The following is a 25,737-nucleotide window of genomic DNA, read 5'->3' as shown; positions in this document are numbered from 1 at the left end:
TCACCTGGCAGAGCGTTCATGCCGACCCGTGGTGGGATCGATCCACTCCGCCAGAACGGCCAGCGGAATCATCGGCAGCATCGGCAATGCACAGATCCACCACTGCGTCATGCCCAACGGCGCCGTTGCGAAGAAGGCGTTCATCCAGCCGAGCTGACTGAACACCACCTGCAACAGCAACGCCAGACCCAGACCCAGCATCAACACCGGCGCCTGGGTGAACTGTTGCCAGCCGCGACGGATCCAGCGCAGCGGTTGCTTGCCGATCTGGGAGATGCTCAGCAGATACACCACCTGAGACAGCACCAATCCCTGGATCGCCATGGTGCGCGACAGCTCCAGAGAGCCGCCCTGAGCCTGTCCCCAGGAAAAGAGAGAGAAGATCAGCGCCCAGTTGAACAGGGAGATCAGCAGCACCCGCTGGATCAGGGCGGGGGTGAGCAGCGGCTGGCCCGGCGGCCGGGGGGGCTGCTGCATCAGCAGGGGCGCCTTGGGCTCGAAGGCCAGCGGCACCGACATCAGCAGGGCATTGATCATGTTCAACCAGAGCACCTGCAGCGCCGTGACCGGTAGCTCCAGGCCGAACAGGGCCGCAAACAGGATCGTCATCGAGGCGCCCCCATTCACCGGCAGCACGAAGGCCAGGGTCTTGCGCAGATTCAGGGCGATGGCGCGCCCCTCCTCCACCGCCGCCTCGATCGAGGCGAAGTTGTCGTCGGTGAGCAGCATGTCGGCGGCCTCGCGGGCCACCTCGGTGCCGCCGCGGCCCATGGCGATGCCGATATCGGCCTGCTTGAGGGCAGGGGCATCGTTGACGCCATCGCCAGTCATCGCCACCACGGCACCACCGGCCTGCAGGGCCCGCACCAGGGCCAGCTTCTGGATCGGGGCCACCCGGGCGAAGACATCGGTCTCGCCCACGCAGGCCGCCAGCTGGTCGGGGCTCATCGCCTCCAGCTCCCTACCCTCCAGGGCCCGCACCTCACGCCCCTGTCCCGCCGCAGCGGGCCGGCCCAGGCCGATCTGACGGGCGATCGAACGGGCGGTTTCGAGGTGATCCCCCGTGATCATCTTCACGGTGATGCCGGCGGCCTGGCAGGCCGCCACCGCCTGGATCGCCTCCGGACGGGGCGGATCGAGCATGCCCTGCAGCCCCAGAAACACCAGATCAGCGGCCACGTCGTCGGGTTCGAGCCGCGTCTGACGCGGTTCAGCCCGCCCCACCGCAAAGGCCAGCACCCGCTGACCGCGGCCGGCCATGGCGGTCACCACCGCCTCGATCGTGGGCGCCACCAGGGGTTGCTCGCGGCCATCGGCCCCAAGCTGGTGGCTGCAGCGGGCCAGCACGGTTTCCACCGATCCCTTCACCAGGATGCGCGCGTTGCCGTGCAGGGTCGCCATGAACTGCTGCTCCGCCGCAAAGGGGATGGCATCGCGGCGCGGGTGGCGATCGAGGGAGCGGTCCCGATCCAATCCAGCAGACTGCGCCGCCACCAGCAGGGCGGTTTCGGTGGGATCCCCCAGCAGGGTCTCGTCCTGGCTGGGGCGGGCGTCGTTGCACAGCAGGCCCGCCAGCAGGGTTTCGCGCAGGGCCACGTTGTCAGCAAGAGGATCGGCCGCGAAGGGATCGGCGGCATCGGGTTCGGGGGCCTGGGGTTCGGGGGCCGCTGCGGGGGCTTCGGGCCAGAGATCCTCCAGGCGCAGCACCACCCCACCGGCGTACACCTCCCGCACCGTCATCCGGTTCTGGGTGAGGGTGCCGGTCTTGTCGGAGCAGATCACCGTGGTGCTGCCCAGGGCTTCCACCGCCGGAAGCTTGCGGATGATCGCGTTGCGGCGTGCCATCCGGTTCACCCCGATCGCCAGGGTGATGGTCACGATCGCCGGCAGTTCTTCAGGAATCGCCCCCACCGCCAGGGCCACAGCGCCGTCGAACATCTCGGCCGGAGCACGGCCCCGCAGCAATCCCACCAGGAAGGTGAGCAGGGCCAGCACCAGGATGATCCACAGGATCGTGGTGCTGAAGCGGGCGAACTGCCGGGTGAGCGGCGTGCTCAGGTTCACCTGTTCCTGCAGCGAGGTGGAGATGCGTCCCACCTCGGTGGCATCGGCCGTGGCCACCACCAGGCCCTGGCCCTGGCCAGCGGTGATGAAACTGCCGGCAAAGGTCATACCGCTGCGCTCCGCCAGGGGGGTGTTCAGGGGCGCGGCGGCCGTGCCCTTGGCCACAGGCTGGGATTCGCCGGTGAGGGCGGATTCATCCACCTGCAACGAACGGGCCTGCAGCAGGCGCAGGTCGGCCGGTACCTTGTCACCGGCTTCGAGCTGCACCAGGTCACCGGCCACCAGCTGCTCGGAGGGCAGACGCCGGGGCTGGCCGCCGCGGATCACGGTCACCTCCGTGCGCACCGAGCGGGCCAGGGCGGCGATGGCGGTTTCGGCCCGGTTCTCCTGCACGTAGCCGATCACGGCATTGATCAGGGTGACGCTCCAGATCACCAGGGCTTCCCGCGGATCACCGATCAGCGCCTTGATCGCCCCCACCGCCAGCAGGGTGTAGAGCAGCGGATCGTGGAACTGGCCGAGGAAGCGCAACCAGGCCGGCGGCCCGCTGCGGCTGGTGAGCGTGTTGGGGCCCTGGCGCCGCAGCCGCGCCTCCGCCTCAGTGGCATTGAGGCCAGCGGCGGGATCACTGCCGAGGCTGGCCAGGAGCTCCGGGCCGGCGCGGGCATGGGGATCAGCCAGGGCGTCTGCCGGTTGGATCTGGCGTCCCGAAGGAGCGGACGGCAGCGTGCTCATCGGGATCCAGCAGGTGCCCGAACCCTATTGATCAGGCGCTGAGGGGGGAACGGAAACGGGACTGGCCGGCTCGATGGTCTTAACGACCATCTGGGGGAAGGGAATCTCGATGCCCGCAGCATCAAAGGCCTTCCACACCGCCATATTCACTTCGCTGCAGATCGAGACGTTGTCCATCGGATTGGCGATCCAGAAGCGCAGGGCGTAATTGATCGACGATTCGCCATAACCCAGCACCAGAGCCTTGGGCGGCGGAAAGGGCAACACGCGGGTCTGGGCGCGGGCCGTGGCCTCCAGCAGCGCCACCACCTGCTCGGGATCATGGCGATAGGCCGCCCCCACACTGACCTGGGAGCGCCGCATGCGATCGCTGCCGGTGTAGGTCGTGGTGGTGCTGGTGAAGAAGGTCTGGTTGGGGATCACCAGCTCGGCGTTGTCGCGGTCGCGCCAGAGCACCGCCGCCCGCAGGCCCAGGCTGCGCACCTCGCAGGGATCCCCATCGATGAACAGCACTTCGCCGGGCCGCACCGAGCCCTCGAACAGCAACCAGAGGCCGCTGACAAAATTGGAGAACACCTCCTTGATGCCGAACCCCAGCCCCACCGAGAGCCCGCCGGCGATCGCCAGGATCGCGGTGGCATTGAGGCCGAGATGGCTGCAGACCCACACCACGCCGAGCGCCACCACGAGGTAGCGGAACAGCAGCTGCACGGCACGGCGACTGCCCTCATCGATATCGAGCACCTGCTTGAACAACAGGGCCAGGGCCGCCGCCGGCGGACCTGAGCCCACCACCACCAGATAGAGGATCACCAGCGACAGAAACAGCTGGCCCAGATCCAGCTGCACTCCGAACCAGGTGCCGATCGAGATCAGCGCCAGATCGGCGAGGCTGTCGAGCTGGTTGATCAGGGCCATCGCCGCCAGCACCAGAAAGGCCGGGCGAATCAGGCGACTCTGCAGCTGATGCAGGGGTGCGGGTGGAAGCAGCCGCGCCAGCAGGAGCTGCAGCAGATCCAGCCCATACCAGGCTGAACGGAGCTGCAGCAGAAACAAGGCCAGGCCGTAGGGCTGACCCGCCCAGGCCAGCAGGCCGATTCCCAGACCGATCAGAGCCAGGGTGAGGGGCAGCAGCAGGTGAGCCAGTGGCGGGCGGCTGCGCCACCGCCGTCTGAGCAGATGCAGCCCCAGCAGGGGCAGAACCACCAGCAGCAGCTGCGCCTGCACGGAGCCCCGCTCGAGATAGCCGAACCAACCGAGGGCTTCCTGCACCAAATGCATCATCGGCCGGACGGGAGGGAGGGCTGAGGCTGCAGGTCGCGGATCAGGGCCTCGGTGGCCTCCTCAGGGCTGAGGGCACCGAACACCAGCTGCACCAGGGTCTGGTCCAGCGCCACCAGGCGGGGATCCCCAGGGCGGAGCAGATCCAGCAACGGCTCGGTGGCATTGGACTGGCGCTGGGATTCCACCAGCGCCCTCAGGGTCGAGGAGCTGCTCACCGGTGGAGGCACGAACCGATTCACCGGCAGCAGGGAGAAGGTGCCGATGGTCATGCTGCGCTGGATCAGGGGGTTGATCGAAAAGCTCGCCATCGCCTTGGCGATCCGGCGCTGATCCGGGCTTGAGCTCCTGCCGAACACCATCACCCGCTCCCGGGAGATCGGGGTGGGCTCACCGCCGGGGCCGGACGGCATGGTCGCCACCCCCAGCCGCGGACCCAGCTTGCGCCGCAGGGTCGGGATGTTGATGCTGCTGCAGCTGATCCAGTCGAGCCGGTCGTTGAGGAAGTCGTCCAGCACCTGCCCCTGATCGGCATAGATGGTGACCCGCTGCTGCAGGCTGGCGGACTGCAACCAACTCAGCCAGCCCAGCAGGCGCTGGCGCAGTTCCGGCGAGAGGGTTTCGCCCTGCATCACCCTCACGAGGGACTGATCGGCACCGAGGGCACCGGCCGTCCAGTAGATCTTGATCGGGTTGACGGACAGGCCCACCCTCAGCCCCTCGGAACTGGCCTGCAGCAGCTCCTCCAGCGTGGCTGGACTGGTCTTGATCTTGCTGCGGTTGAAGCAGATCACCTCCGGATGGAACAACAGCGGCACACCGCTCAGCCGCCCATCCGGCAATCGCAGGCGCTCGAGAGCTCCCGGGTTGAATTGCTGCTGCTCCTGGGCCGTCATCAACACAGACTCCGAGAGACCCAGCGCATAGAGATCGCCGGCAATCAGTCCACTGGCCAGCAGCAGGTCAGGGCCGAGGCCACTGCGAACCCTGGCCGTCAGTTGCGGGATCAGAGTCTCACTGTGGAACAACTGCACCTGCACCGTCACATCGGGATAAATGGTGCGGAACATCTGGGTGAGACTGTCCACCCGCTTGTTCAGATCCGCGTAGGTTTGGGCATTGACGATCTGATCCTGGTCGAGCACGATTCCCATGTAGAAGGTGCCCCTCAACTGCGGACCGGAGACCGGCTCCAGACCCTCGAGAGAGGTGGCGCGGAGCTGGGAACGCAGTCCAGGGGTGGCGGGATCGGCATCACGGCCGAGCCACTGCACCGCGCTCCTCAGCGACCAGGCCACGATCACCAGCAACAGCACGGCCAGGGGCAGGGCGGCCGGGAAGTGGCGCCGGAGCCGCCCCCAAGACGGCAGCGACATCCTGGGGGGGCGCTCAGCCATCCGTCAGCTGCCCACCCGCGTGGCCCGCAGTTCGAGCACCGTGGGCCCCACCCAGTAGCTGCCGGGATCGGAGCGTGCCGCCGCCATTTCCGCCGCTGCCTCCTCGGCATCCGCCTCGCTCCAGCGGCCCTGGCGGATCAGCTCCTCGCCGTAGAGGCTCACGAACCGCTCCATCCATTGAGACCAGCCATCGCCGCCACGTCCCAGCACCGGCAGCGGCCGCAGATCGTCGATGCGGAAGCCACGGCTCACCAACAGGGCCGGCAGGCGCCGGTTGACATCCTCATCGCCACCGGCCTCGCGGAAGCTGGCCCGCACGGCCCTGCCGAAGCGGGCCACGGCCTCGCCATAGGGATGCAGGGCGAAGGTGCCCCAATGCATGTATTCATGCGCCACAAAGCGGCCGCCCGGCTTGAGCCCCTGCCCCAGCAGTGCCACGAAGGGATCCAGCCGGGAGAGAAACATGGCCAGCCAGCGGCACCAGGCCAGATCGAAGCTGCCGGCCTCCCGCCCCCAGTCGAGCGGCCCATCACCGGCGAGATCGTGGTGGCGCACCTCCAGCTGAGCAAGGTTGGCGGCAGCACCCGCCGCACGGGCGTGCTCCACGTAGGTGTCGCTGTGCTCCAGCGCCAGCACCCGGCCCTTCGCCCCCACCGCCCGGGCCAGCTCCACACTGCAGAAGCCCGGTCCAGCCCCCAGATCGAGTACCCGCTGACCCGGGGCCAGCTGGGCCCGCTCCCAGGCCGCCTGGGCCAGGGGCAACCAGACCTCATGCTGCAGGCGCAGCCGCTCCCGCTCGGGTGGCTCGGTTCCGAGCACGTAGGCGCCTGAGGCCACGCGGGTCAGTCCTCGGGGTAGAGCAGCGAGGCCAGTTCGTCGGGATCGACGTCGTAGACGCGGGCCAGGGTGGTTTCGATGGCGCTGGTCACCACATCGGGCAGGAAGCGCATCGCATTGAGGGCATCGTCGGCGATGTCCTCGGTGAGCAGGGGCTCACCACCGAGCTTCTCGTCGTTGATGACGGCCATCACCCAGCTCTGGTAGGCAGTCACCAGATCGGCGAACTCGAGCTCCGGGTCGTTGAGATCCAGGGGCATCAGGCGTCTCCAGGGACGTTGCCTCTGCAGTTTGCCCGCTGGCGGCGACCTTGGCGGGAGGATGACCCGATCTTGGCGGGAGGATGACCCGATGGCTTCCGATTCCCAGGCCAATGTCGCGGCCGATTCCCCGCCCTCTGCTGCGGCTTCTGCTGCGGCGCTGCAGGCCACCCTGTTCGACTTCGCCATCGCCGAACTGGTGCGGCAGCACCGCCAGAGCTTTGCGCCCCTGTGGACCCGCGACAGCTGGGCGAAGCTGCTGATCTGGCTGGCGCTCAACTGCGGCGCCGGCCGCGACCGTGACGACCTGGAGGCCTTCGCCGCGGCCCTGGGGCCGGTGCTCACCCGCCGGATGCGGCGCCTGTTCTTCGAGCGGGACCTGGAGGATCTGGGCCTGCAGGTGATGGCGGATCCGGCCGAGCAGCAGGTGCTGGTGCTGCCCCTGACGGGCGAGGGGCCGGTGGATCGACAGGCGGCGGCAGCGGCCCTGGAGCAGCTGGGCCTGAGTGAGCGGGTGGTGGCGCCGGAGCGGTGGCAGGCCCTGGAAGCCCTGCTGGCGGTGCCCTGGGTCGACGGCGGCGGCAACGATGCCATGCCTGGAGAGGGTCCATGCGCCTGATCGGCTCCTACCGCAATGCCGGCTACGAGGCCCTTGCCGATGGCGTGATCGCCTTCTTCGATCGCCGCCCCGACCTGCAGCGCCGGGGTGTGGCCTTCTCCAGCGGCGGCGACCAGGACCAGGAGCCCGACAAGATCTCCACCGACATCAGCCTGGTGGCGATCGACCGCAACGATCCGGAATCCTTCGCCCTGGCCGAGGTGATCGTGCGCGGTGTGAGCGCCGGCCTGAACCAGTACCTGAAGCAGCGGCCACTGCTGCGACAGTGCTGCCCGGAACAGGCCCTGTTCGTCAACCCGATCTTCAACCTGCAGCGCTACGCCCCCGGCGAGGGCTTCAGGAGCTGGCACTGCGACTGGACCCTGAGCGAGGAGGCCACCGAGCCGAATCGCCGCGTGCTCGCCTGGATCCTCTACGGCAACAGCCTGCCGGAGGGGGGCACCGAGTTCCACTGGCAGGAGCACCACGAGGAGGCCGAGCGGGGCAAGCTCGTGATCTTTCCGGCCGGGCTGTCCCACATCCACCGGGGTCGGGTGAGTCCAACCCACACCAAAACGATCGCCACCGGCTGGATCAATGCCGGCCGGCTGGAGGATTACCTGGCGAGGCTGGCGGAGGGCTGAGCAGTCCCATTCCCCTTGACGACGTCCTGATGAGAATCGATCCCCAGCTGCGCCGCCGGGCCCTCCGGGCGACGGTGGGTCTGCTCGAGACAGCCCGCGATCCCGACCACACCCTGGAGCATGCGCTCCCGATGCTGGACGTGATCAGCAACTCAGGCCTGGGGGAAGCCGGACGAGCCCGGTTGCTTGAGGATCCCCTGCTGCTGGCGCTGGCCCGGGAGCGCTACCGGGGCCCCTGGCCCGACGCCGACGCGCTGGCGGCGATGCCCACCGGCAGCCTGGGCCGCCTCCACCAGGAGCGCCTGCAGCGGCTGGGGCTGCAGCCAACGCCGGCACCTCAGCTCACGTCCCTGGAAGGGGACGGGGCCTACCTGCTGCAGCGACTGCGCTCCACCCACGACCTGCATCACGCGGTGCTGGGGCTGCCGATCACCCTGGCCGGCGAGGCGGCTGGCGCCACCTACTACGCCCAGGCCCTGCACCAGCCGGGATCGGTGGCGATCCTCGCCGCCTGGATCCTCCATGGCCAGCAGGAGAGCGCGGATCATGGCGCCATCTGGGCGGGCATCCGTTTCGGGCTCGAGCTGGCCGAGACCCTGGGTCACCGGCTGCTGGCGATGCGTTGGGAGGAGGGCTGGCAGGAGCCGATCAGCCTGTGGCGGCAGCGGCTGGGCCTGGCGGAACTGCTGGCGCGCAGCCCGTTCCAGGAGGAGCTGGCGCTGCTGAGCTGAAGCCTGTCCCTTGGAGCCGCCTTCGTCGTTTTGAGACGATGGGCGCACGTCCGTGCCCCCCCTGTGCCTGCCGAGCCCCTTGCCAAGACCTACGACCCGGCCGGCACCGAAGCCCGCTGGCAGGCGGCCTGGGAAGCGGCCGGCGCCTTCCACCCCGATCCGAACGCGCCGGGTGAGCCGTTCTCGGTGGTGATCCCGCCGCCGAACGTGACCGGCAGCCTGCACATGGGCCATGGCTTCGAGACGGCCCTGATCGACACGATCGTGCGCTTTCAGCGCCTGCAGGGCAAAAACGTGCTCTGCCTGCCCGGCACCGACCACGCCTCGATCGCAGTGCAGTCGATCCTGGAGAAACAGATCAAGGCCGAGGGCGGCAGCAAGGACGACCTGGGCCGCGATGCCTTCCTCGAGCGCGCCTGGAGCTGGAAGGCCGATAGCGGCGGCACGATCGTGGGTCAGCTGCGCCGGCTCGGCTACTCAGTGGACTGGAAGCGGGAGCGCTTCACCCTCGATCCCGGCCTCAACAAAGCCGTGGTGGAAGCCTTCGTGCGGCTGCACGAGCAGGGCCTGATCTACCGGGGCGAGTACCTGGTGAACTGGTGCCCGGCCTCGGGATCGGCGGTGAGCGATCTCGAGGTGGAGATGAAGGAGCTCGACGGGCACCTCTGGCACTTCCGCTATCCGCTCACGGCTGGCGCCAAGAGTTCAGCCGCCAATGGCAGCGAGAACGGTGCCGAAACCGTCGACCATCTGGTGGTGGCCACCACCCGCCCCGAAACCTTGCTGGGTGACACCGGCGTGGCGGTGCACCCCAGCGACCCCCGCTACGCCGCCCTGGTGGGACAGACGATCACCCTGCCGCTGGTGGGCCGCACGATTCCGATCGTGGCCGATGAGCACGTCGATCCCGCCTTCGGTACCGGCTGCGTCAAGGTGACCCCCGCCCACGACCCCAACGACTTCGCCATCGGCGCCCGCCATGGCCTGCCGCAGATCACGGTGATGGCGAAAGACGGCACGATGAACGCCGCCGCCGGCCGCTTCGCCGGGCTGGATCGCTTCGAGGCACGCCAAGCGGTGGTGGCGGCCATGGAGGCCGAGGGCTTCCTGGTGAAGGTGGAGCCCCACCGCCATAGCGTGCCGTTTTCAGATCGGGGCAAGGTGCCGGTGGAGCCGCTGCTCTCCACCCAGTGGTTCGCACGAGCCGAGCCGCTGGCGGCCCGCTGCCGCGAGGCCCTCGATCGGGGCGAGCCCCGCTTCGTGCCGCAGCGCTGGGAGAAGGTCTACCGCGACTGGCTCACCGACATCCGCGACTGGTGCATCAGCCGCCAGCTCTGGTGGGGCCACCGCATCCCCGCCTGGTTCGTGGTGAGTGAGACCGGCGGCGTGATCACCGACGCCACTCCTTACGTGGTGGCCCGCGATGCGGCTGAAGCCCTGGCCAAGGCGGAAACCCAGTTCGGTGACGCCAGCCGGGCGGCCGGGCGGGAGCTGCAGCTGGAGCAGGACCCCGACGTGCTCGACACCTGGTTCTCCAGCGGCCTCTGGCCCTTCTCCACCCTGGGCTGGCCCGACGAGAACGCCGCCGACCTGACCACCTGGTATCCCACCAGCGTGCTGGTGACCGGCTTCGACATCATCTTTTTCTGGGTGGCGCGGATGACGATGCTGGCCGGCGCCTTCCTGCAGGAGGGCGAGCTGCCGGTGGGCGGTCGCGACACCTGGATCCCCTTCCGCGACGTGATGATCCACGGCCTGGTGCGGGATGAAAACAACCGCAAGATGAGCAAGAGCGCCGGCAACGGCATCGACCCGCTGCCGCTGATCGAGCGCTACGGCGCCGATGCGCTGCGCTTCGCCCTGGTGCGGGAGGTGGCCGGCGCCGGCCAGGACATCCGCCTCGACTACGACCGCAGCAGCGGCAGCTCGGCCACGGTGGAGGCGGCCCGCAACTTCGCCAACAAGCTCTGGAACGCCACCCGCTTCGCCCTGATCAACCTGGCGGGTGAGACCCCCGCCAGCCTCGGGGATCCCGATCCGGCGGCGCTGACCCTGGCCGACCGCTGGATCCTCTCGCGCCTGGGGCGGGTGAACCGCGAAACGGCGGAGCGCTACGGCTGCTACGGCCTCGGGGAAGCCGCCAAGGGGCTTTACGAGTTCGCCTGGAACGAGGTCTGCGACTGGACGATCGAGCTGCTCAAGCGGCGGCTCAATCCCCGCCCTGCCAGCGAGGCCGACACCCCGGGCGAGCCGCTCAGCGCCGAAGTCCTGGCCGATCAGCGTGTGGCCCGCCAGGTGCTGGCCAAGGTGCTGGCAGAGCTGCTGGTGCTGCTGCACCCGCTGATGCCCCACCTCAGCGAGGAGCTCTGGCACGGGCTCACCGGCGCACCCGAGGGCACTTTCCTCGCCCTGCAGCCCTGGCCGGCAGTGGACGAGGCCGCCCTTGACGCCCCCCTGGAAGCCCAGTTCGCCGAACTGATCGAAGCGATCCGAGTAGTGCGCAACCTGCGGGCCGTGGCGGGCCTCAAGCCCTCCCAACCGGCACCGGTGGTGTTCGTCACCGGCCGACCGGAGCTGGCGGCGGTGCTGAACGCAGCCAGCGGCGACATCACCGCCCTCACCCGCGCCGCCTCCGTGGAGGTGCGTGATCCAGCTGCCTCAACCCAGGCTGCGGCGAACGATCCGGCTGCCTCGACGGCGGCGATGGGGAGCGAACGCTGCCTCGCCGCGGTGAGCGGCGAACTGCAGGTACTGCTACCGATCGAGGGCCTGGTGGATCTCGACGCCCTGCGCGGCCGCCTCGAGAAAGACATCGCCAAAGCCGAGAAGGAGATCAAGGGCCTGGCTGGCCGCCTCGCCAACCCCAACTTCGCCGGCAAGGCGCCCGCGGAGGTGGTAGCGGAATGCCGCGCCAACCTGGCCGAAGCCGAAGCCCAGGCGATGCTGGCGCGGGGGCGGCTGGCCGATCTGGTCTGAGCCCGACGTCTCTGGCTGATGCGAAGGCGATGGCAGGCCAATCCTCGGACCGTTCAGCGAACAGGAGCCTGGAGTTGGCAGCTAATGATCAAAACCAACGGCGCCACGATGCTGGCGCTCACCGCGAAGACCGCTGGACGCCGAGACACGCGGCATCAGAACTTCATCAAGGAATCGATCGGCAGACTGCAGGGAAAGTTTCCCGTTGACAGCCTTGCCCAGATTGACGCCATGGCGCGTGAACCTTTGATCACATCGACCTGTTCTGCAAGGCCAGGCCTGTGGATGGAGAACTGGGCGGCCTGAAGCTGAGCCCTGGGGCGGTTTCGGGCGCTCTGCTACAGCAACGACCCCTGATGGTCCGTCGGCTCCAATTGCGCTGGCTCGGCCCGCTCCTCCGCTTCGCCCGCCTTCACCTCCAGGGCCTGCTCGATCACCCGGTCGGTGAGGGCATCGAAGTAGGCCGAGAGGGTCTGCTGCAGCTCCTGGAATTCCGGCCAGAGCGTTTCATTCACGAAGGCGCGACTCAACCGCGCCATCACCGTGGTGCGCCGCTGACCGCGATACCGGTAGGGCTGGATGCCGTAGCGCCGCAACAGGGCCACGAACAGGTGCCGCGACCACTGGTCGGCGAGGGAAAAGCGGAACTCCACCGGGGGCTCCTCGGCCGCCAGCTCCTTCAGACGGCCCTGGATGCGCTCGCGGGCCCGCTCGGCCGCCACCCGCTCGCCGTCTGTGCCAGGCCTGGAGAACAGAGCCTCGATCCGCCGCAGCTTTTCCACCAGCTGCTCCTCCGGTCCGCCCGGTGGCGCGCTCACGGTTCGTGGACCGGACGCAAAGCCTCGGTTGGCTCCTGAGGCGGTGGATCGCTCGCGGCGGGCGATGGTGCTCGACTCCCGGATTCAGCCCAGTAACCGTAGGCGTGTCCGAGGTGCGGCCAGCCCGGCTGAGCTCGCCTACACACGCAGTGATCTCGAAGGGAGATCGAGCGGGTTGGCTCTTGCGGCCGCCCCTACAGCCCCTTCCGGTCCAGTGCCTCGGCCAGCCGGGTCACCGCCGAAGCCAGCTGAGCCTGGGTATCAGGGGGTGCCACCGCCTCCTCCTTCCGCTTGGTGGCCTCGATCGCCTTGACGATCAGGAACACCACGAAGGCGATCACGAGGAAGTTGATCAACGCCACGATCACGGCGCCTGCCGGCCAGGCGTTGATCGAGTCCACCTGGGCAGCCTTGAGCGCGGGCTCCAGCAGGCTGGTCATCACCAGGCTCACCACTGCATCCACCACCTTGGCGAAGGCGCCGCCGATCACCACCGCCACCGCAAGGTCAACCACATTGCCCTTGTTGATGAAGGCCTTGAAATCGCCAAGGAAACTGGAGCGGCGCGGGGCCATCAGCGGACCATCTGGTGGAGTCGAGATAACCTACTGGTCAGGGGAACTGAGCCATCAGGACGCCATCGACGGCGATGGCCTGTAGACCGATTGCACCCATCTGAGCGGTGTGCACGTGCAGGTCAGCGAGGTACGAATCGGCGCGTGCGAAGCGGAGTGTGCGAACCGGTGATGGGCGACCCGAGACATGCCTCCAGCAATCCATCGGCCAGGCTCACCGGTATCCCCTTCAGGATCCCCATCACCCATGCCCGAGGTTCCGGTCCAGCCCGCCCGCATCCGGCACGCGCCCTGGTGGACCCGGGCCTTCCATGGCTTCAACCTGCTGGTGCTGCTGGTGATGGCGGCCAGTGGCCTGCAGATCTACAACGCCAATCCCGTGTTCGGCGGCCGGGACGGGGTCACCATGCCGGAGCTGTTCACGCTGGGGGGCTGGCTGGCCGGCGGCCGCGACTGGCACTTCGGCTTCATGGGGCTCTACGCCCTCAACCTCGGCGTCTGGATCGGCCTGCTGCTGGTCCAGCGGCGTCGGCGACTGGCCCAGGCCGGTGATCTGAGCACCCTCAAGGGCAGCGGCAACGCTGGCAAGCGCCAGCTGGCCAGCCACCGGCTGGTGTACAGCCTGATGCTGATCCTGCTGGGCTTCAGCCTGATCACCGGCCTGGCGATGTATAAGCCGGCTCAGTTCTGGTGGCTTTCGGGCTTGTTTGCCTTCGGGGAGGCCTTCGGTGTCACCGCCTGGCAGACCCTGCGGGTCTGTCATTTCGCCACGATTCCTTCCATCGCTCTGTTGCTGATCGCCCACGTGCTGATGTCGTGGCGGATCGGCGGGATGCGGCTGCTGCGCTCCATGCTCGCTTGAGTGGATGCCCGCCTGAATCTCAATGCTCGCCTGATCCCTGCCATGCCCCGCCCGCCCCTGCTCAACCGCCGCCAGCTGCTGGGCCTTGGCGTCTCCGGTGGCTCCTCGCTGCTGCTGGGCGGTTGTGCGTTGAATGACCTCAGCGCGTCGGTGGGCGAAGCCACCCAACCGATCAACGAACGCCTCGAAGCCCTGCTGCAGGGTCGCGGGCCGGTGCCGCTGTTCCGGCCCGATCAGGTGGATCCGGCAGCCCTGCTGGTCAACAGCTTCAATGGCGTGCCGAAGCTTGATCCCAACAGCTACCGGCTGCGGGTCGATGGCCTGGTGAGCCGCCCCCAGAGCCTGGATCTGGCCGCCCTGGCGGCCCTGCCCCAGCACACCTTGATCATGCGCCACGTCTGTGTGGAGGGCTGGTCGGCGATCGTGGCCTGGTCGGGCGTGCGCCTGGGCGATGTGCTCAGCCTGGCGGGGATCTCACCCCTGGGGGGCTACGTGGAGATCAGCTCGGCCGATCAGTATTTCTCCAGCTGGGATCGGGCCTCGGCCCTCCACCCCCAGACCCTGCTGGCCACGGGCATGAACGGGGCGCCCCTGCCGGCGGCGAACGGGGCACCGGTGCGGATCGCCACCCCGATCAAACTGGGCTACAAGCTCAGCAAGTGGGTCACGGGCCTGCGGGTGGCCTCCAGCCTGGGCGAGCGCCGCGGCACCTGGGAAGACCAGGGCTACGAGTGGTTTGCGGGGCTCTGACCCCCGCAACAGCAACCGTGGCAAGGGTTGCCAGGCTCCTGATCAGGCCGCCGTGGCCGGCACCGCCCGGAACACCACCGTCTGATCCGACCACCCCGTCACGCTCACCTCGGCGCTCAGGCCGGAGAAGGGCGGAATCAGCCAGCGCTGCACCGCCTGATCCGCAGCGGCGTTGAAACCGCTCACCGGCACGCTGGCGAAGTCGTCGTAGCGATAGAGCACATAGGCCTGGGAGGGATCCGGGATCGTCACCCGGGCGGTGAGGCTGAGCGGCAGGGGCTCGGGGGGCTGCCGCAGCTCGGCCTGGTTCTGAAGCCCCTCCCCATCGAGGCTGGCGCTCAGCCGCACCGGCACGGTCACCCCGCTGGGATCCCGCACGCCGCTCACCGCGAGGCCGTAGTTGGGCGGCGTATCGCGCAGCGTATAGAGGCTGCCGCGGGGGGCGTTCGCCTGACGGCGATTCCCCTGGAACGCCGCGAAAGACTCTGTGAACAGGAAGGGAACCTCGGCGCCCTCGGTGTAGAGGCCGTTGTCGCTGATCGTGATCGTGTCGTCGGGCGCATAGGGCCGATCGGAGCCTGACCCCACAGCCACGACCGGCACGATGTGGTCGTAGACGGAGTCGCCAGCCAGGGGCTCGCCGAGGCGACGCACGTTGTTGAACACCCCCAGAATCACCACGGCGCCCCGCTGCACCCACTGCTTGCACCAGGCCAGGAACTCCGGTGTGGTGCGCTGCTGCTGGGTGTCGAAGGGTTCGGCCTGCAGCTTCATGCGCCGGGCGGCGGCGCCATCGTTCTCCCCCAGCAGCAGCTGGCTGCTCTCCCGCCACTGGGGCACCCCGGGCGACGCCAACGCCCGCGCCGTCCACTGGGAGGTGTACTGCCCGTAGGCCAGGCCAGCGCTGATCAGACTGGTCTCGCCGCAGTAGCCGAAGTTGGCGTTCCACTGCTGGCGCGGCGTGATCGGGCTGGTCCACTCCCGCCAGCCGCCCCGGCCATCGAGGGGGAGACCCGTGATCAGATCCTGGGCCGACACCACCGGATCCGACACCAACGGAGCCGCCGACATCGGTGCTGCCATGACAGGACCAGCGGATGAGCAACCAGCCTAGGGAGGGAGGCTCTCTCTCCAGAATGCTGCCAGTTCAGGATCGTGCCATGGATGCCTCCGGCCTGCTCGAGCAGATCCTTCCCGCCCTGCGCTCCCCCGCCGGCGCGGTGGCCTTCGTGCCGCTGTATGCCCTCTGGGTCACGCTGCTGCTGCCCGGGGTGTGGGCCTCGATGCTGGCGGGCGCCCTCTACGGCACCTGGTGGGGCAGCGTGGTGGTGTTCGTGGGCGCCAGCCTCGGGGCGGTGGCCGCCTTCCTGCTCGGCCGCCACTGGCTGCGGGACTGGGCCCGGCGGCGGTTGGCGGCGGTGCCGAAACTGCAGGCGATCGAACTGGCGGTGAGCCGCGAGGGGCTGCGCCTGGTGCTGCTCACCCGCCTCTCGCCGGCCTTTCCCTTCAGCCTGCTGAACCTGGCCTACGGGCTCAGCGAGGTGAGCCTGCGTGATTACTCGATCGGCCTGATCGGCATCCTGCCGGGCACGGTGCTGTTCTGCGCCCTCGGCGCCCTGGCCGGGGACGTGGCCCGCTTCGGGGAGGTGCTGCACGGCGAGGCCGACGCCAGCACGTGGGCCCTGCGGGCGATCGGAGTGCTCGCCACCGTGGCGTCTGTGTGGCTGGTGGGACGAGCGGCCCAGCGGGCGCTGGAGCAGGGGGATGAACGCTGAGGGGCCCTTGCGCCAAGATCCAGGCGCGGGATCAGGGCCCGGTCTGCGCGTCCGGATCCGGCAGGGGCCAGTCGCGGATCGCCGCGATCAGCACGAACCAGGCCCGCCGCAGCGTCGCCACCAGACCGGGGCGAGACGCGAGCTCCAGGTAGCTGGCCCGGCCGCACTCGGTCTTGATCCAGCGGAAGACGGCCGGGGGAGGGGGAGCCGGGCCGGAGCCTGGGGAGGAAGGCATCACCATCAAGGGCTGGAGCACTGATAGGGATCCTGATGCCTTCCAGCCGGGCTCGCCAGCCCGGCGGCCCTCAAAGGAACACCAGGGGGCTGGGGCTGAGCGCCTGGAAGTCCAGCAGGGAGATTCCCAGCAGGGTGGTGGTCCCGAAGCCGTCGCGCACGACGAGGGTGTTGCCTCCGGCGTCCTGCCCCAGGGAGAAGGACTGTCCCGCGATCATCGCCAGGGTGTCCCCCTCGGCGAAGGAGAAGTCGGCGATCACATCGTTCCCCGGGGAGAGGCGGAACTGATCGGCCCCAGCACCCCCGAAGAGGATGTCGTCCCCGCCATTGCCGTTGAGAATGTCGTTCCCCTCGCCCCCGGTCACAGAGTCGGATCCACGATCACCGAGGAGCTGGTCATTGCCAAAGCCGCCGTTCACGCTGTCCCGCCCCTGGCCACCGCGCTGGAAGTCGTTGCCCTCACCACCCTCGAGCCGATCGTCGCCGCCGTTGCCGCGCAGGTCGTCGTCACCGGCGCCACCGTTCACAGCGTCGTTGCCACCGCCGGCGGACACGAAGTCATTGCCGCCGGTCCCCTGCACCTGATCGTCGCCATTGCCGAGGAACTCCACAGAGGCGAAGTCGGCGAGGGGAGAATCCGCGGGAGGCCTTGATGGGCTTGGGCTGGGGCTTGGAGCAGGTGCCGGCGTGGGCGTCGTGGCAGCAGGAAGCACGGAATCAACAGCGAACTCAAGGTTCTGAATTCGAAGATCACCACTCCTGTCAGTATCGATCGCCGCGAAGGGCGTACCGGAATCTGGGGCATGACGATCCAGCAGGTATTCCGCCAAGGCATCCTGTTCAGTACCGTCTTCAGCAAACGTGGCCTCCCCATCACCGGTATCAACGCCGCCACTTTCGACAGTGCCAAGATTCACATAATCGACCCGATCGAGATTGATATCCGGGAACGGATAGCCATCCCCGCCGCGTGCCAGAAAATCGAGTGTGACGATCCGGAACAGCTCATTACTGCTGCCCACGATCTCTCCATCCCGAACCAGCTCTGCCAAGAGTTCATTGTTCTCTCCGAAGAGCCCGGCATTAACGAGCCGATCCCCTGCCGGACGGGAAGAATCAAAGCTGAAGCGGGCTCCACTGATCTGAAGAAACTGCCCGGCTGCATTCGGTAACGCCGAAACACCATGCTCAAGCAGGGCAACAATCTCACTACGGGTGAGAGTGAGCAAAGCAAGATTATTGTTGAAGGCCAAAGCCTTGGTGATGTCGGCTTCGCTGATGCCCCCAGCCGGCTTCACTCCGGGAATCTCTTCATTCGGCAGCCGCTCCGCAGCGGTACCCCCCGGAGGAACGATCACCTGACCGATGGAAGCGCGAATACCTCCACCATTCTTGATCGAGAAGACCACGGGACTGGTTTCCCCCAGCTCCTGAGCGATCTGATTGGCGAGGACCAGATTGGCATCAGCACTGAGATTTCCGAGGTTGGTCTCCTGGGTCCGGACCCCGTCGGGCTCGGCGCCGGCACGTTCTCCGTTGAGAAAGACACTGCTGATGCCATACACATTCGACTCCTTGGCAACGATCGCCTTCTCGATCTCCGCCACGATGGCCACGATCTCCGGATCCTCCAGACCCGAGCCCCCAACAGCTTCCACCCCAGCTTCATCGGTGGCGAAGGCACCGCTCACAGCAGGGTCGTAGCTTTCCGGCAGGAGAAGGCCATTGCCATCAAAGTCAAGAACCAGTCGACCAAGATATTTATAACTACCATCGGTATTCACCAATGCCACAGGGCTTCCATCGGCGGCGGCGAGGAGGGAAGTATCGGCAACACCTTCGCGGCCAACAGGATAATCACCCTGCTGACTATCTCCCGCCCGGATGGCATCATTCTCATCGAAGAGGCGGGTATTGGATCCACCGGCCACAATGATGTCAACGCCTGTGAGCCGAGAGGCCAGCTGCTCTTCGATAGAAAGCTGCTGCATATGCGACAGCAGAATCACCTTGTTCATCCCGGGATTGGCTGCCAACAGCGCATCCACATCAGCCTGGATCACTGCTGCCAGAGCATCCAGCTGCTCGGGAGTGGGTGTGCCGGAGAAGGGAGAGGGGGAGGCGCCCACGCCTCCGGGGGAGGAAATCGTCTGCAGGGTCGGCGTGGTGGCAGCCACAACGCCAATCCACTCCCCACCCACCAGGAACTGGGTGGAGCCGGAGATCACATTGCCCTGGGGCGCGGAAGCATCCGCCACCACGAGAGGAGCAAGATTGGGATCGGTGGAAAAATCCAGGTTGCCGGACAGGTAGGGGAAGTCCGTGCCACGGAAGGCAGGGATCAACGGATCGAGACCAGCGGCGTAGTTGGCAGCGGAGCCATCAATCAGACCCTTCACCAAGGCGGTGCCGAAGTCAAACTCGTGGTTCCCGAAGGCGCTGGCCTGAATGCCGAGTTCGTTCTGGATCAGGATGTCAGCCACCCCAGGGGCGCCAAACAGCTGCCTGGAGGCATCAGCAAACACTCCCGGAATGTACTGATCGCCCGAAGATAGAAAGAGGCTGTTATCGCTGAAGCCATCGTTGCCAAGATCCTGATCTGCAAGTGCCCGGTACACAGCGGAGAGACGGGGTGCATCGCCAATCGCGGCAGCCTGTGCCTCCTGATCAGAGAGATGGAACAGCTCAAGGGTGAAGATATCGCCATTGCCAATGCTGTAGGTATCGAGGGTTCCGGATACCTCATTCGCCACCTGCAGGAACCCAGATCCATCCGGCTGGGTGGGCACGTACTCCAGACCCTCAGGGGAGAGGGAGCCCTCATTCACCAGGGCATTGGAATAGACAGGCTGGTAGGGATTCGTGATGTCATACACCAGAACCGTTGAGCTCGTGGCTCGCTCCAGCCCCACGAAGGCATAGGTGCGGCCTTCGATCACAGCCGTCGTCACTCCTTCGGGCTCAGTTCCCTTGTCATCGGAACGGCCATCGTCGTAGACCCCAAGGGATACGGCGATGGCCTCAAGCTGATTTCCCGAATCGAAAGCGACATTTCCCTTGGAATCAAAAATCGTGAAGGAGCGGCCGCCATAGCCATAGTCCTGTGTAGGAGTGTTGAAATCTGACACCGTCTTGAGGCGAGATTTCCGCAACTCATCGTTGAAGAAATCATCATCTGCCACAGCACCCTGAGTGGAACTCAGGAAGAACTCATCCCCCAGATCAGCCTGGAACATCTGGAATCCCGGCTGTTCTGCCGCCGTCACAAACAGAGTGGTGGCCCCAGTCGGATCGGAAGGGTCTGGGAGTGAGGCGAGGATCTCAACGCCGGCGCCTGGGTCCACGGTGCCGTACCAGTAGGTGCTGCCATCGGGCAGGGTGGCCTCGAAATTGAGGGTGTCGGGCCGAACCCGGCCATCACCCTCATTGGCCGTGATCGTAAAGACTTCGCCTTCATAGGTGAAGGTGGCGATGGCATCCGCCATGCGGAGGCCGTAAAAATCCCGCACAGCAGGATTGAAGCCACCATCCCGATCAGACGTGTCGATCGGCTGGGGTGTGAAGGTCACAAAGCTGAGCTGGTTATCCGGCCGGCCGGCCTGGGCCAGGAAATCATTGTCGTAACCCACCACCAGGCTGCCATCGGGCAGCAGGGCCAGGCCCTCGGCCTTGTCAAAGGCCGGATTGGCACCGATCGAGGGAAGGTTGAACAGCTCATTCTGGTGAACCTGGGCCACACCGGCTGACACCAAAGCGTTTGAAAGGGTGACGGCATCCAGCTGCTCGGGTTGAGCCACGCCAAGCGCACCTAGCCAGTCGTAACCAAGCACATTGGAAGCGGCGGCCAGGTCAAACTCCAGAACTGCCTTATTGGAATTGCGTGCCGTGCCGCTGTCACGGTCAATCACATAAAAGACATCACGTTCAGCGTCATACACCGCATCGCCAATTTTGTCCTGATTAGCAGCACCAAACTGAATGTAGAGATACTCTGCTTGCGGAGAACCAGTGTTCGGATCGACTGCCAGGATCCGGCGAAGGGTGGAGCTGGAGTTGAAACCATCCGGCTGCAGGGGACTCTGAATAAAGGCATAGAGCAATCCATCCGTGCTGCTGTAGGCCATGCCTTCGAAACCACGGTTGGACTGGCGATTGGCATAAACAGTCGGCAAGGTATCAGCCGTGTAGCCAGGGACATCTCCACGGCCCGGCTCATAGGTGATGGCGCTGAAGTCAGTTCCTTCAGGAACAAAGCGCTGAATCAACTGGCCCGTAGCAGCATCGAAGAGGGCAATCTGAGGCCGGTACTCGTCCGAAACAGCGAATACCGGATTGCCGCCGTTCAGATCGGGGCGGCTGAAACGCACCACCGATTCGGTATCCAATCCAAAGGCATCGGCAGACACCGGAACATAAGAACCGCTTCCATCCGGCATGAAGGCAGCATCATCGATCCCGCTGACCGCCTCGACACCGGGGGTGGCATCAACCGTGAACAGTTCACCAATGCCGGTGGCATTGCGGAACTGCAGCTGACCCTGAGCATCGAGGTAGGGAACCTGAAGAGGTAGCACATCTATCAGGCTGATGCCATTCACATCACCGGCAAGGGCATAGATGGTGGGTGTGAAAGATGGATCCTGAAAGATCTTCTCTCCCTGGAAGGCAGCAATCGGATAGCTGGATGGAATATCGTTCGCTTGGGGACCGCGATCGGTGATTGTGTAGTAGAGATTTTCGGTCGGATCAAAGAAGAGGCCTGACAGACCACCCGCCACGACCTGCTGGTCAGGAAAATTAGGGTCTGCCATTGGCAGATCACCACTGGCCTGATAGGGAATCTCGAACGGCACATCTGTGGCAGAGGGGATGCCACGGCTCCAGTCCTTGATGCCGAGGCTACGAATGTCTCGAATGGTGTTGGTGCTGAGATCCACCACTGCCACCGCGTTGTTCTCCTGCAGGGTGACGTAGGCGGTGTTGCCACTCACACTCACGTATTCCGGTTCAATCCCGGTGGCGGCCGTTGTGTCCGGCACTCCACTGATCCGCACCCCACGGGCCCTGAGGTAGGCGGTCTGCTGGGCGTCAAAGCCCAGTTCGGTGACGCTGGATGCCGCAGGGCTGGTGGCATTGACATCGATCACTGAGATGCTGCCGGGAGGATCGATACCCTCAGCCGTGCCATAGAAAATACTTGGCTCCCCCTCATTGGCCACCACAAGCTTGCTGCCATCGGTGTTGAAGGCGAGGGAATCAGGGAGATAGCCCACCCCCACGCTGCCGGCCTCAGTGAGGGTCACGGAGCCACCGCTGCCTGCCAGGGTGAAGAACACCACCTGCCCGGGCTCGATACGCGGGTCCAGCCCACCCCCCGCCACCGCCACCGCCGCCAGATTCCCGGCAACATCCACGCTCTGGGCACTGCCGGGGAGTGTCTGTGTCTGACCCGGTAGAGGCACGGGATTGGTGGGATCCCGCAGATCCACCACCTCAAGCTGGTTGCCACCGGTGATGACCAGGGACACCTGGTGAGCCGGGGCGTACGCCGTGATCTCGGCTCCGCCGAGGTCCGAGGAGGAGGAAGCGGAAATGGTCACGGAGAAGGGCCAAAGCTTGGCCCCAAGGCTGACCCTCAGCCATGACATCCCTCGGCTCAGGGGCCCACATTCACCTGTCGCCTTGCATACAGCACAAATCAGGAATGGCCTTCGGAAGCAGCTTCACCCTGGGATACTGCAACACCTTCAGGTCCCTTGCCGTACGCACGGCACACGGCGACGAAAGGGCGAAGCCGATGACAACCGATCCCATTGCATCTGCGATTCCGGCACGCGCCACTCTCTAGGGATCAGGGGGAGGGTGGAGCATTGAGCAGATCCAGCAATCCCGCTTCATCCAGCACCGCCACCCCGAGGCTTTCCGCTTTGGCCAGCTTGCTGCCAGCCTCGTCGCCGGCCACCACGTAGCTGGTCTTCTTGCTCACCGAGCCGGTCACCTTGCCGCCGGCGGCCTCGATCCGCTCCTGGGCCTGGCGGCGGCTGAGGCTGGGCAGGGTGCCGGTGAGCACGAAGGTGGAGCCGGCCAGGGGCGCCTCTGGGCCCGCGGCCCCCTCGCTGGGACCGGCAAGGGCCTCCTGCTCGGCCGCGCTGAAGGCCAGGGAGAAGCCGAGCTGCTCCAGGTCCGCCAGCAGGGCCTGGTTGGCCGGGGTACCGAACCACTGCTGCAGGCTCTGGGCAATCTCCCCGCCGATGCCGTACACGGCGATGATCCGCTCGGGGCTGTCGGCCGCGGCGGCGGCCAGATCAGTTGCACTGGGGAAGGCCCGGGCCAGGGCCTTGGCATTCACCTCCCCCACGTGATGGATGCCGAGGCCGTACAGCTGCCGCGGCCAGGGCTGGCTTCTGGAGGCCGCCAGGGCCGCCACCAGATTGGCGGCACTCTTCTCCCCCATCCGCTCCAGGCTGGCCAGCAGGGCCGCATCGAGGCGATAGAGATCTGCGATCGAGGCCACCAGGCCCCGATCCACCAGCTGCTCGATCAGCTTGCCGCCGAGGCCGTCCACATCGAGGGCCCCCTTGCTGACCCAGTGGCGCAGGGCACCCCGCAGGATCGCCGGACAACTGCTGTTGACGCAGCGGGTGGCCGCCTCGCCCTCCTCCCGCACCAGCTCCGAGCCACATTCCGGGCAGGTCTGGGGCAAGGTCAGCCGCTGAGCCGCCGCTGGCCGCAGTTCCGGCAGCACCCGCACCACCTCCGGGATGATCTCGCCGGCCTTGCGCACCACGATCGTGTCGCCGGCATGGAGATCCAGCTCCGCCAGGCGGTCGGCGTTGTGGAGGGTGGCGCGGCCCACAGTGGTGCCGGCCAGGGGCACCGGCTCGAACTCGGCCACCGGCGTCACCACCCCGGTGCGGCCCACCTGGCAGGTCAGCCGCAGCAGCTGGCTGGGGGCCTCCTCGGCGGCGTATTTGAGCGCGATCGCCCAGCGGGGTGCCTTCTGCGTGAAACCGGCATCGGCCTGCAGGCGCAGAGCGTTGAGCTTCACCACCACGCCGTCGGTGGCATACGGCAGCTGCCTGCGCCCCTCCTCCCACTGGGCGAAGAAGGCCTCCACCGCCGCCAGATCGTGGAGCAGCGCCGCGTTGGGATTCACCCGGAACCCGGCCCGCTGCAGCCACTGCAGCGCCTCCCACTGGCCGGTGGGGCGCTGGGGATCGGCGGCGGCGGGCTGCCAGTCGTCCGGCAGATGCAGGGTGTAAGCGAAGAAATCGAGCCGGCGGGCCGCCACCACCCGCGGATCCAGCTGGCGCAGGGTGCCGGCGCAGGCGTTGCGGGGATTGGCGAACAGGGCCTCGCCGCTGGCCTGCCGCTCGGCATTGATGGCGGCGAAGGTGGCCTCCGGGATGAAGGCCTCCCCCCGCACCTCCAGCCAGGCGGGGGGCTGCTCGAGCTGCAGCCGCAGCGGCACGCTCTGGATCGTGCGCACGTTGGTGGTGATCTCCTCGCCCCGCTCGCCGTCGCCGCGGGTGGCGGCCCGCACCAGCAGGCCGTGCTCGTAGCTGAGGGCCAGGGCGTTGCCATCGATCTTGAGCTCGCCCACCATCGCCAGGGCCGGCAGGGGAGCGCCGGGCTGGGGCTGACGGTCGAGCACCTTGAGCAGCCGCCCGTACCAGGCCTCCAGCTCCTCGAGCGAGAAGGCGTTATCGAGGCTGAGCAGGCCGATGCGGTGGGCCACGCTCACGAACCCCTCGGCCGGGGCCCCACCGACGCGCTGGGTCGGGCTGTCCGGCGTGATCAGCTGTGGGTCCGCTGCCTCGAGATCGAGCAGGTCCCGATAGAGGCGGTCATAGACCGGGTCCTCCATCTCGGGGGCGTCGAGCACGTAATAGGCGTGCGCGGCGCGCTGCAACAGCCGCCGCAGCTCCTCGGCCCGCTGGTGCGGAGGCGGGGTCGGGCAGGTCTGAGGGGAGTCAGTGGCGGCGGACACGGATCAGGCCGCGGCCAGCCGCTGGATGCGGTCCACCCGCCAGGCCTCATCCACCTTCGCGAAGGTGAAATCGAGCGGCAGTTCGTCGTTGCCTTCCGATTTGAGCTTCACCGTGAGGATGACCTGGCCGTCCTGAATGCGGGGGCGGCCGCTCTTGAGGTTGCGGTACTTGTTGAGCTGCAGGCCTGCCAGGAAGCGGATGAACTGCTGGCGGTTCACGTGGGAGCGGTAGTTCTTGGTGGTGAGCAGATAGGCCCCATCCACCTGGCCGCTGGCCACCTGGGTGAAGAACTGCTTGATCAGCGGGTTGATCCCCCTGGCGCTGATCACCAGCCGCACGGCGCTGATGGTCCAGTACAGAAGCAGGGCGCCGGCTCCGGCCAGCAGGACCTTGCTACCGATCATGCGGGCCAATCCCCAGTCCATGTGCGCGCGGCTGCAGTAGAGAGCACCGGAGTCTGACGGACGGGCCGGTCAGACTGTCGAAGCGGGACCACCACCCCCATGACCCTGGAGCCCCTGCTGCCCCTGTTCCACCGCCTCGACCGGGAGCATTTCGACGGCAGCCTGGCGCCCGGCGGGCAGCCGCTGGTGACGCTGCGCTGGAGCGATGGCCGCCTGTCGCGCACCGCCGGCCTCTACCGCCGCGGCCGCCGCGCCGATGGCAGCGACCTCTGCGAGATCGTGCTGTCGCGCCCGCTGCTGGAACCCCTGCCGCGCCAGGCCACCTTGGGCACGCTCTGCCACGAGATGATCCACGCCTGGGTGGACCGGATCCTCGACCTGCGCGAGGTGCACGGCCCCCACTTCCGCGCCCGCATGGCCACGATCAACGCCCGCCAGCACGACTTCGTGGTGAGCCTGCGCCACAGCTTCCCGGTCCCCACCACCGCGACCCGCTGGATCGCCCACTGTCCCCACTGCGGCCTGCAGGCCCGCTACCAGCGCCGCCGCCGCAACTTGGCCTGCCGCCAGTGCTGCGAGCGCTGGCACAACGGGCTCTGGCACGCCAGCTGCGTGCTGGTGTTCAAGCCGGCCCAGGTCCCGGTCGGCCCCGCAGAGCAGGGCCTCTAGGAGCCTGTCGCGCATAGATCGTCGGACAGAATTCGAGCGCTTTTCCACCGGAATGGAAAGCCAAGTCGGAATCGAACTGAGACAGCAGTGAATTGATATCTTCGTGCTGGTTAACCAAGATCGCAAATGCCGCAAC

21 protein-coding genes are annotated in these 25,737 nt (G+C 66.9%); 9 read left to right on the top strand and 12 right to left on the bottom strand.

Annotation, left to right across the window (positions count from 1 at the left end; translation table 11 throughout):
• From KQ310_RS00935 to KQ310_RS00915, 5 genes are read right to left on the bottom strand one after another with little or no spacing between them, the layout of a single operon-like run.
• The gene (locus tag KQ310_RS00935) at nt 1–2,799 is read right to left on the bottom strand and encodes an HAD-IC family P-type ATPase (RefSeq protein WP_259719925.1); all 2,799 of its coding nucleotides are present in this window, start codon (nt 2,797–2,799) and stop codon (nt 1–3) included.
• Nucleotides 2,800–2,823: 24 nt separating this feature from the next.
• Nucleotides 2,824–4,080: a mechanosensitive ion channel family protein gene (locus KQ310_RS00930; RefSeq protein ID WP_259719981.1), complete on the bottom strand. Its 1,257-nt coding sequence runs from the start codon at nt 4,078–4,080 to the stop codon at nt 2,824–2,826.
• Nucleotides 4,080–5,456, bottom strand: coding sequence for an extracellular solute-binding protein (locus KQ310_RS00925; RefSeq protein WP_259719924.1), 1,377 nt, complete (start codon nt 5,454–5,456; stop codon nt 4,080–4,082). Before KQ310_RS00925 ends, KQ310_RS00930 begins: the two co-directional genes overlap by 1 nt.
• Nucleotides 5,457–5,480: 24 nt before the next feature.
• Nucleotides 5,481–6,314 carry a methyltransferase domain-containing protein gene (locus tag KQ310_RS00920; RefSeq protein WP_259719923.1) on the bottom strand — a complete coding sequence of 278 codons (834 nt, stop codon included), beginning with the start codon at nt 6,312–6,314 and terminating at the stop codon, nt 5,481–5,483.
• 5 nt (nt 6,315–6,319) lie between these two features.
• Entirely contained in the window at nt 6,320–6,574 is a 255-nt protein-coding gene (locus KQ310_RS00915) for a hypothetical protein (protein WP_197158187.1), read from the bottom strand.
• A 91-nt stretch (nt 6,575–6,665) separates the two neighbouring features.
• Between KQ310_RS00915 and KQ310_RS00910 the strand changes: the two genes are divergently transcribed.
• From KQ310_RS00910 to KQ310_RS00890, 5 genes are all read left to right on the top strand, one after another.
• Nucleotides 6,666–7,193 (top strand): protein phosphatase, encoded by a 528-nt coding sequence (locus tag KQ310_RS00910; RefSeq protein ID WP_259719922.1) that lies wholly within the window; start codon nt 6,666–6,668, stop codon nt 7,191–7,193.
• Complete coding sequence (locus KQ310_RS00905) at nt 7,184–7,816, top strand: 2OG-Fe(II) oxygenase (protein WP_259719921.1); 633 nt, start codon at nt 7,184–7,186, stop codon at nt 7,814–7,816. Before KQ310_RS00910 ends, KQ310_RS00905 begins: the two co-directional genes overlap by 10 nt.
• Nucleotides 7,817–7,845: 29 nt before the next feature.
• Nucleotides 7,846–8,547 carry a Coq4 family protein gene (locus KQ310_RS00900; protein ID WP_259719920.1) on the top strand — a complete coding sequence of 234 codons (702 nt, stop codon included), beginning with the start codon at nt 7,846–7,848 and terminating at the stop codon, nt 8,545–8,547.
• Between the two features lie 63 nt (nt 8,548–8,610).
• Nucleotides 8,611–11,523 carry a valine--tRNA ligase gene (locus KQ310_RS00895; protein ID WP_259719919.1) on the top strand — a complete coding sequence of 971 codons (2,913 nt, stop codon included), beginning with the start codon at nt 8,611–8,613 and terminating at the stop codon, nt 11,521–11,523.
• Between the two features lie 84 nt (nt 11,524–11,607).
• Nucleotides 11,608–11,829 (top strand): hypothetical protein, encoded by a 222-nt coding sequence (locus KQ310_RS00890; protein WP_259719918.1) that lies wholly within the window; start codon nt 11,608–11,610, stop codon nt 11,827–11,829.
• Between the two features lie 32 nt (nt 11,830–11,861).
• Here KQ310_RS00890 and KQ310_RS00885 read toward each other — a convergent pair whose 3' ends face one another.
• Nucleotides 11,862–12,341, bottom strand: coding sequence for a hypothetical protein (locus tag KQ310_RS00885; RefSeq protein ID WP_259719917.1), 480 nt, complete (start codon nt 12,339–12,341; stop codon nt 11,862–11,864).
• A gap of 194 nt (nt 12,342–12,535) precedes the next feature.
• Nucleotides 12,536–12,916 carry a large conductance mechanosensitive channel protein MscL gene (gene mscL, locus KQ310_RS00880; RefSeq protein ID WP_259719916.1) on the bottom strand — a complete coding sequence of 127 codons (381 nt, stop codon included), beginning with the start codon at nt 12,914–12,916 and terminating at the stop codon, nt 12,536–12,538.
• Between the two features lie 247 nt (nt 12,917–13,163).
• Between mscL and KQ310_RS00875 the strand changes: the two genes are divergently transcribed.
• Together KQ310_RS00875 and KQ310_RS00870 are read left to right on the top strand one after the other, a co-directional pair.
• Nucleotides 13,164–13,778, top strand: coding sequence for a cytochrome b/b6 domain-containing protein (locus tag KQ310_RS00875; protein ID WP_259719915.1), 615 nt, complete (start codon nt 13,164–13,166; stop codon nt 13,776–13,778).
• A gap of 42 nt (nt 13,779–13,820) precedes the next feature.
• Nucleotides 13,821–14,528, top strand: coding sequence for a molybdopterin-dependent oxidoreductase (locus tag KQ310_RS00870; RefSeq protein ID WP_259719914.1), 708 nt, complete (start codon nt 13,821–13,823; stop codon nt 14,526–14,528).
• Between the two features lie 42 nt (nt 14,529–14,570).
• Here KQ310_RS00870 and KQ310_RS00865 read toward each other — a convergent pair whose 3' ends face one another.
• The gene (locus KQ310_RS00865; RefSeq protein ID WP_259719913.1) at nt 14,571–15,611 is read right to left on the bottom strand and encodes a hypothetical protein; all 1,041 of its coding nucleotides are present in this window, start codon (nt 15,609–15,611) and stop codon (nt 14,571–14,573) included.
• A 77-nt stretch (nt 15,612–15,688) separates the two neighbouring features.
• Between KQ310_RS00865 and KQ310_RS00860 the strand changes: the two genes are divergently transcribed.
• Nucleotides 15,689–16,303: a TVP38/TMEM64 family protein gene (locus tag KQ310_RS00860; protein WP_259719912.1), complete on the top strand. Its 615-nt coding sequence runs from the start codon at nt 15,689–15,691 to the stop codon at nt 16,301–16,303.
• Between the two features lie 31 nt (nt 16,304–16,334).
• Here the strand turns inward: KQ310_RS00860 and KQ310_RS00855 are convergent, their stop codons facing one another.
• The 4 genes from KQ310_RS00855 to KQ310_RS00840 form a co-directional block, all read right to left on the bottom strand.
• Nucleotides 16,335–16,538: a hypothetical protein gene (locus tag KQ310_RS00855; protein WP_259719911.1), complete on the bottom strand. Its 204-nt coding sequence runs from the start codon at nt 16,536–16,538 to the stop codon at nt 16,335–16,337.
• A gap of 70 nt (nt 16,539–16,608) precedes the next feature.
• Nucleotides 16,609–22,137, bottom strand: a complete 5,529-nt coding sequence (locus KQ310_RS00850; RefSeq protein ID WP_259719910.1) for a choice-of-anchor I domain-containing protein — start codon at nt 22,135–22,137, stop codon at nt 16,609–16,611.
• A gap of 251 nt (nt 22,138–22,388) precedes the next feature.
• Nucleotides 22,389–24,527, bottom strand: coding sequence for an NAD-dependent DNA ligase LigA (ligA, locus tag KQ310_RS00845; RefSeq protein WP_259719909.1), 2,139 nt, complete (start codon nt 24,525–24,527; stop codon nt 22,389–22,391).
• 3 nt (nt 24,528–24,530) lie between these two features.
• Nucleotides 24,531–24,953 carry a hypothetical protein gene (locus KQ310_RS00840; protein WP_259719908.1) on the bottom strand — a complete coding sequence of 141 codons (423 nt, stop codon included), beginning with the start codon at nt 24,951–24,953 and terminating at the stop codon, nt 24,531–24,533.
• 78 nt (nt 24,954–25,031) lie between these two features.
• Here KQ310_RS00840 and KQ310_RS00835 point away from each other — a divergent pair, with 78 nt between their 5' ends.
• The gene (locus tag KQ310_RS00835; RefSeq protein WP_259719907.1) at nt 25,032–25,601 is read left to right on the top strand and encodes a SprT family zinc-dependent metalloprotease; all 570 of its coding nucleotides are present in this window, start codon (nt 25,032–25,034) and stop codon (nt 25,599–25,601) included.
• The last annotated feature ends 136 nt before the right edge of the window (nt 25,602–25,737 follow it).

This window comes from Synechococcus sp. CS-1328 (assembly GCF_025128095.1).
GTDB lineage: Bacteria > Cyanobacteriota > Cyanobacteriia > PCC-6307 > Cyanobiaceae > CBW1002.
Note: the sequence above shows the minus strand (reverse complement) of the source record. Positions and strands in the feature narration are given on the sequence as shown.